Below are 6,883 nucleotides of genomic sequence, written 5' to 3' on the forward strand. Positions count from 1 at the left end.
AAGCTACCCAAAAAAATACAGAGTTACCAAAATTAATACAGAGTTACCAAAAAAAATACAAAGTTGACAATTCTTTAAAACAGATATATATTTATTTAAAATAATTAGTATAAAAAAATTTTTTAAAAAAATCAAACATCAAAAAAATAAATGAAATTATATTTAACAATAGTACAAATAATATTATAATTGAAATAAATCCTAAAGAAATTATTAATTTTTGCACAAATTACCTCTTAATATCAAATAGTACAGAACTTAAAGCAATAGGTATCTTGCTTTCTTCTGGTATTCCATTATTTAAATTCACCAAAAAAAATTTTACTATCACTAATTATACATATGATACTATTATTTACACATCATCATCCGATTTACAAATTAAAAATTATACTTTAGTCAACTCCACATTAATTATAAATGCTATTTATTTTCTAAAAAAACATAAGTTTATATTATTCACGTAAAACTTAATCGTATTCTCAAAAAATTATTTTGTACAAATATAACGACTAAACATTTAGAATATATTTATTCTATTATTCTTCAATCTCTACACAAAAAGGACAATTCTTACTTTTATGAATCCATTTTAAAACATCCAAAATACAAAAGTATCAAACTTGTAAGTAAGCCTACTTCACTAAATAGCCTTGAAAACTTAATTTTTATTAATTCATTTGAAAATTTACGTATACATAATACTGCAAATTTATTATTTTATAAAAATAGCAATAATGAATTACAGTCTACTATTGCTAATCTAATTGAATCCTTTCTTATTGATCAACACTCTAACAAAGATATACATACTCTCAAATCATACATTAACCTAAATCTAAAACAAATGGGTATTTCCTATAAAAATACTCACAAAATACAAAAACAAATCTTTTCTAATATCTTCGTATCTTAAACATTAACTAAATTCACTTATTTTACTTAACAATAAACCCTAAAAACACTATAATAGTGTATTGAGCTATGCTATTAAGAAATAGAAACAAAAAAAATACTACTTACACAGAAAAATATCATTCATATTAATAAATCAAAATAAAATAATAATTACTTTGTTTTTATCCATACATCTTGTAATAAAGAAATATAAAAAAGAAAAATCATTAAAAAAAAGGCAAATTAGACTCATATCTACACTTGCCTTCTATGCCAACTCCTAAATAATCTAATGTAACTATCTTTATCATTACTGATCTGCTGTTTTTGGAGATCTTACTTTATCTATTTTTTCTTTTGCTTTTTTAAGTGTTTCCTTTACTGTCTTTTTAATTATATCTTCTACTGATACCAATAACTTATTTACTGCTGTTACTCCTTACTCCTTGAACTTCTTCTTTCCCTCCTGAATTACCAGCTGCTGCTCCTGCTGCTAATTTACCTGAATTAACCAATGAACGTAACGCTATTCCCCCTGCTACTGCTGCTGCTTTTGGTGTATCAGCATTTGATAGGTTCTCACTTGATCCTCCTTTCGCAAATGACACCGCAGTTGTATTAATATTTGCAGCTGCTGCTAATGCTATATCATTGTCTTTTGATTTAACTATTGAATCTAGCATTTCCTCTCCACTTACACTTGCCAGTATTGCTGATGCTTTACCTGCATCTTGAACTCCTGGATTAGCACCACTTGTGGCTAATATTTTAGCTCCATCCTTATTATCTGCATTATTTACTTTTAACGTTGTAGCCCCTGCCTTCAATCCTTGAACACCTATATCTGTCGCTATTTTTACTATTTCTTGTAATGCATTAAGGTATTTCTTTAGTGATTCCTCATTTACTGTTGTTCCTGAACCAGCAGCAACATTTGCATCACCTACTACACTTGCATCACCTACCTTACCTAAAGATTCTAGATGTCCTTTTAATATATTTAAAACTCCCTTAGCTGAATTAATTGCTTCTCTAATTGCATTCTTTCCATCCTTTGATTCTTTCCCTTTACCAAACACCTACCTCTGATTTTTTTGCTACTTCCTCTAATTCTTTTGATGCGTCTTCAAGCTTCTTGCCTAGGTTATTAAAATATTAGCCTACTTCATTCTTCTTTATAGTTACTTTTGCAGTAAATCCCAATACATCTGACACTAACTCCAAAAATGAATATTTAGTTACAGCACTTACTGCTATACCATTAACTGCATGTGCAGATTTATCTTCATTCTTAGCAGCAAATTTACCTCCCTTTGACATTGCTCTTAAAGCAGTTCCTGCAGCTATTACTGCATCTTTTTTAGCATCATCAACATTAAATTCCGTACCAGCATTTTCTTTCTTAGCAGCAGCAATTTCAGCAGCATTCTTTGCATTAACAATCTGAATTTCATTATCAGCAGCATTAGCAGATTTAGCAATAGCTTGCAATATATCAGCTCCACTTACTGCTCCTATTGATGCACTTGCTGCTGCTATATGTTTCTCTTCTGCTCCATTACCATCAGTTTTAGCACCAAATAGCTTACCAATATCCTTCTTATCAGCATCAGCAGGATTAGTTTTATCTGCATGCATGTCCATCTCCCTTGTCTATAACTAAATCAACTATTCCTTTAATTCCTTTCACAAGTGCACTTACACTTGCAGCGTCAACACTAATACCTTCATTAGACTTTCAACTTCACCAATTGATATTCCATCAGTAGCACTACTAGCAGCAAGCTTTGATCCTTTTGTGCAATTTTGTTTAATGTCCCAATAATAAATTGCTCAACTAATTCTTTCACCTTTGGATAGTCACCATTCTCTGCCACTACAGCGTTTAATTTACTTTTTACTGAATTCATAGTCTTCTCAATATCGCTAAAATACTTCCCTATATCCCATCACTACAACTGAACATCTTTTACTAGAACAGTTTAATAAAACAAAAATAATATCAAACATACAAAAAATACATCTTTTATTTTTAACTAAAAGATACCAAAAACACTAAGCTCTTAATATATCACTTAAATAATTGCATATTAGTTAAACCTCACCTTATAATAACCATTTACCCCCGATAAAAAAAGTTTGAGAAGAAATTGCTACTTTAAGTTTAAGACCATAATAACATTAATAACATTATTTAAAAAATAAAAAAGGAAACCATATATCCTGAATCAAGAAAATATGGTTTTCCTTATACTTAATATTTTCTTATTTCTACGAAATTTCCTGATTCATTTACTAACAACAGACTGACTAGCATCAGTTACACTAGTTTCAGAATATTTTATTCCCTTAATTGATTCTTTCACTCTCTCTAAATTGCTACTTACTGTTTTTCTAATTATTACATTAAGTATGCCTAGTACCTTATTTACTGCACTTGCTGCTGCTGCTTTAACTGCACCCTCTTCATTCTGAGCAGCTTGAGTAAATTTACCACCTTTAGTCATCGCCTTTAGAGCAACCGCAGCTGCTAGATCTGCATTGGTTTTAGCAGTACTAGCAGAATTATCGGCATTGCCACCAGCAACTAATGTCCCAACTTCAGAACTAGGAGAAGCTTGAGCAGGAACGTCCACAGCAGTAGCATTTCTAATGCAGTAGCATTTCTAATTTTGTCAATCATTGCCCACGGATCTGCCTTAGACACTTCATCTGCTAACTTTGCAGCATCACCAGCAACAGCCCGACTATTATGAGCCAATAACTTAGGTCCATTAGCATTAGCCACAATATTACCAGAATCACCCTTCTCAAGTTTGATAGCAGACTTCTCTGCTATTTCAAGAATTGTCTTTACACCTTCAATTATTGCATTAACGCTATCTTTATCAGCTCCAGCAGGAGCATTATTAGCTTCAGCAGCACCTGCAGCAAAATCAATATTACCAGCTTCTTTAGAAACAGTAGCAAGTTTCATTATAGCAGTATTTAACTTGTCAAAATATCACTTGCGCCTTTAATTGCACTCTTAACAACTTCAATTGTGCTTTCCTCAACATCCTTAGCTTCAAAGATTTTACTTAATAATTCATTTAACTTATTCTTCGTTGTTATAAGTTCATCGCCAATCCTCTTAAAGTGTTCCCCTACCTTACTTCTCTTATCCCCCGATTTCACTACACTAAACCCTAATGCATCTCCAAAAGCACTCCCAAAAACACCAAAAATCTCCTGAAACCCCTGTCCTATCTTTACTAATTACTCTAAAAAACTATTCTTAGCTTCCAAGTTTACCTCTCCACCTTTTACTCCCCCACTATTACATCCCATCACAAACATCACTACCATCACCATTATTCCTTTCACTATTCTATTCATTCTTTTCATTCTATTCACTCTCTCTCTTCCTCTCTCTATTTCTATCTTCCCTTTTATTTCTCCTTTTATTTCACTTCCTTTCATTTTCTTCGCCTCCTTATTTTTTTTACTTTTTTATAGCTTATCTTTAAAAGCAAAAAACAAATAAATGAGGCTTTATATAACATACACAATACCGCAAATAAAAAAAGAGAACTTGATTGCTCCCTTTACTAATATTTTTCTCTCGCCATTTTAAACTATATTCCAATATAAATATCTTTATACACTATCTTTAATGCATCTAAATTTACTGCTTACTCCATTTTGATCGTTTGCTACATCAACTACCATTAATTCAGCTATTAATTAGCCTTAGCTCCAACTCCTTCTCCTTGCTTAATCTCGCCTAATACCTTATTTATCTCTTTTAATCCTTCATCCACTGTATTCCTAAATAGCTATTGTCAATGTACTTAATATCTTATTTACTGCACTTTCTACTGCTCCATTGACTGCATTTGCGGACTTATCTTTATTCTTAGCCGCAAACTTACCATCCTTTGCCATTGCTCTTAATGCTATTCCCGCTGCTATTACTGCATCTTTCTTCGCATTATCTTAAATCTCTTTCTTGTCATCAACAGCTGTAGCAACCGCAATCTCTGCTGCATCTCCTGCCTTTTCAATTCCATCATTAAGCATCAATAACAGGATTTTCTTTAGACTTAGCAATAGCTTTCAATATATCAGCTCCACTTACTTGCTCCTATTGATGCAACTAGCCTTAGCTGCTTCTGCTTCTTGAGCCCTATCAGCATCTTTTTTTGCAAACAATTTTCCAACGTCCTTTTTATCATTTTCTCCTGTCTTACTAGCTTCCGCATTACCTTCACTTTCTGTCAACACTATACCTACTATTGTCTTCATCCCTTTAATGAAAGAAATAACCGAATTTTTGTCAGCAGCTACTGCCTCTTGTCCTGCATTAGTGATACCACCAATTTTATTCTCTCCTGTAGCTCCAGTGACCACAAGTTTTGCTCCTTCCTCAATCTTACTTATCTTCCCAATAAATTCCTCTACCTTCTCTTTCACCTTCGGATAATACCCATTCTTTTCTATAATTTCCCCTAATTTCCCTTTTACTACTTTCATTGTATTCTCAATCTTAGTAAAATAAGCTCCTATCTCACTTTTCTTTATATCTGCCTTTATTCCTAATGTCTCCGTAATCATATCCCCAAAACTCACAAATACTTCTAAAAATCCTTTTCCTAAATTTACCATCTCACTCAAAAATACTTTCTCTGGATCTCTACCCCCACTATTACATCCCATCCCATAACAACTATCATCTGATTTATTTTATTACCATATATTAGTAACCTGAAAATACAAAATATTGAGTATTGACTTTTGATACTTATAATATACAACTATTTATATCAAGTTTTTTACACATTACAATTGAAATTATATATGATTGGTATCTAATTTTTCCCAATAAGCAGTGTATTCAATAATAAAGATTAAAACTTGTTCTTTTAATGTATTATCTTTGTTTGTACAATTTTATATAACAAACTGAATACTTTTAATTAGAACATTTTAAAAAACCACAAATAATAAAATTAATCATATAAATCAATATATCCCTGTTTTACACACTATAAAATCAAAGATACCAAAAGCTTAACTCTTAGTATCTTCCTCTTTATAACTTTATTTTTATTATTTACTTATATAACTTTGCCTATTTATTTTGATCACCAGAACCACTCTTTTCAGATGCTACAGGAGTATCATTAGTATTAATTTTCATTGCTTCTTTTACACTTTTATGTCCTTCATCAATAGTACTTCTTATTGCTATTGTCAATGTATCTAATGCCTTAATTACTGAACTTAATGCTACTCCTTTAATCTCAGCAGTATAATCAGCATTATTATTATCATTAGGACCAGCAAATTTACCTCCCTTTGCCATCGCTCTTAATGCCATAGCTCCTGCTATTGTTCCATCTTTAGCACTAGCCAATTTAGCTGCAGTAGCATCACCATCGCCTTTAACAATAGCTTGCAAAATATCAGCACCAGTGACTGCCCCAACTGCTTTTGCTGCATCAGCTACTGATTTTTTTGCATTATCAGCAGTACCTGCATTAGCAGTAAATAATTTCCCTGCTTCTCCATCAGAAGCAGCTCCCCTATTGCCATTTCCAACAGTTGCAACCTTCTTAGCATCCCCAGCTTCAGGATTACCTTCTTTTCCAAGTACAACACTTACAATTTTTTCAATTCCTTCAATAAGAGATTTAACACTATCTCCAACAACAGCCGCAGCAGCATCCTTATCAGCAACATTACCAATTGGATCACTAGCATCACCAATTGCCTCACTTACCTCCTTTGCTCCACCAATTATCTTATCTAGTTTACTCTCAACCAATGTTTTCACTGCACTCTCAGTAGCCTCAGCATTTGGATTCTTTTCTTTCTTCATATCACTAACAATTTTATTAAGTCCATCCTTTATCCCTTGCACAGTATCTTGAACCTTCTTAAAGTAATTCCCAACATCCGATTTCTTACTCTCCAAATTCAATCCCAATACACTCCCTACCAT

At 32.2% G+C, this 6,883-nt stretch carries 1 protein-coding gene and 4 pseudogenes; all 5 read right to left on the reverse strand.

The features are described 5' to 3' along the window. Positions 1 to 1,207: 1,207 nt before the first annotated feature. A pseudogene (locus tag U880_RS11115) lies at positions 1,208 to 2,130 on the reverse strand (variable large family protein); the annotation flags it as partial. After that, positions 2,131 to 2,843 (reverse strand): annotated as a pseudogene (locus U880_RS11315) (variable large family protein); the annotation flags it as partial. A gap of 342 nt (positions 2,844 to 3,185) precedes the next feature. Then, positions 3,186 to 4,275: pseudogene (locus tag U880_RS11565) on the reverse strand (variable large family protein). Positions 4,276 to 4,619: 344 nt separating this feature from the next. Further along, positions 4,620 to 5,595: pseudogene (locus U880_RS09960) on the reverse strand (variable large family protein). Positions 5,596 to 6,010: 415 nt separating this feature from the next. Continuing rightward, positions 6,011 to 6,883, reverse strand: an 873-nt coding sequence (locus tag U880_RS0102445) for a variable large family protein (protein WP_024654624.1), incomplete at its 5' end; no start/stop codon positions are given.

This window comes from Borrelia hispanica CRI (assembly GCF_000500065.1).
Classification (GTDB): Bacteria; Spirochaetota; Spirochaetia; order Borreliales; family Borreliaceae; genus Borrelia; species Borrelia hispanica.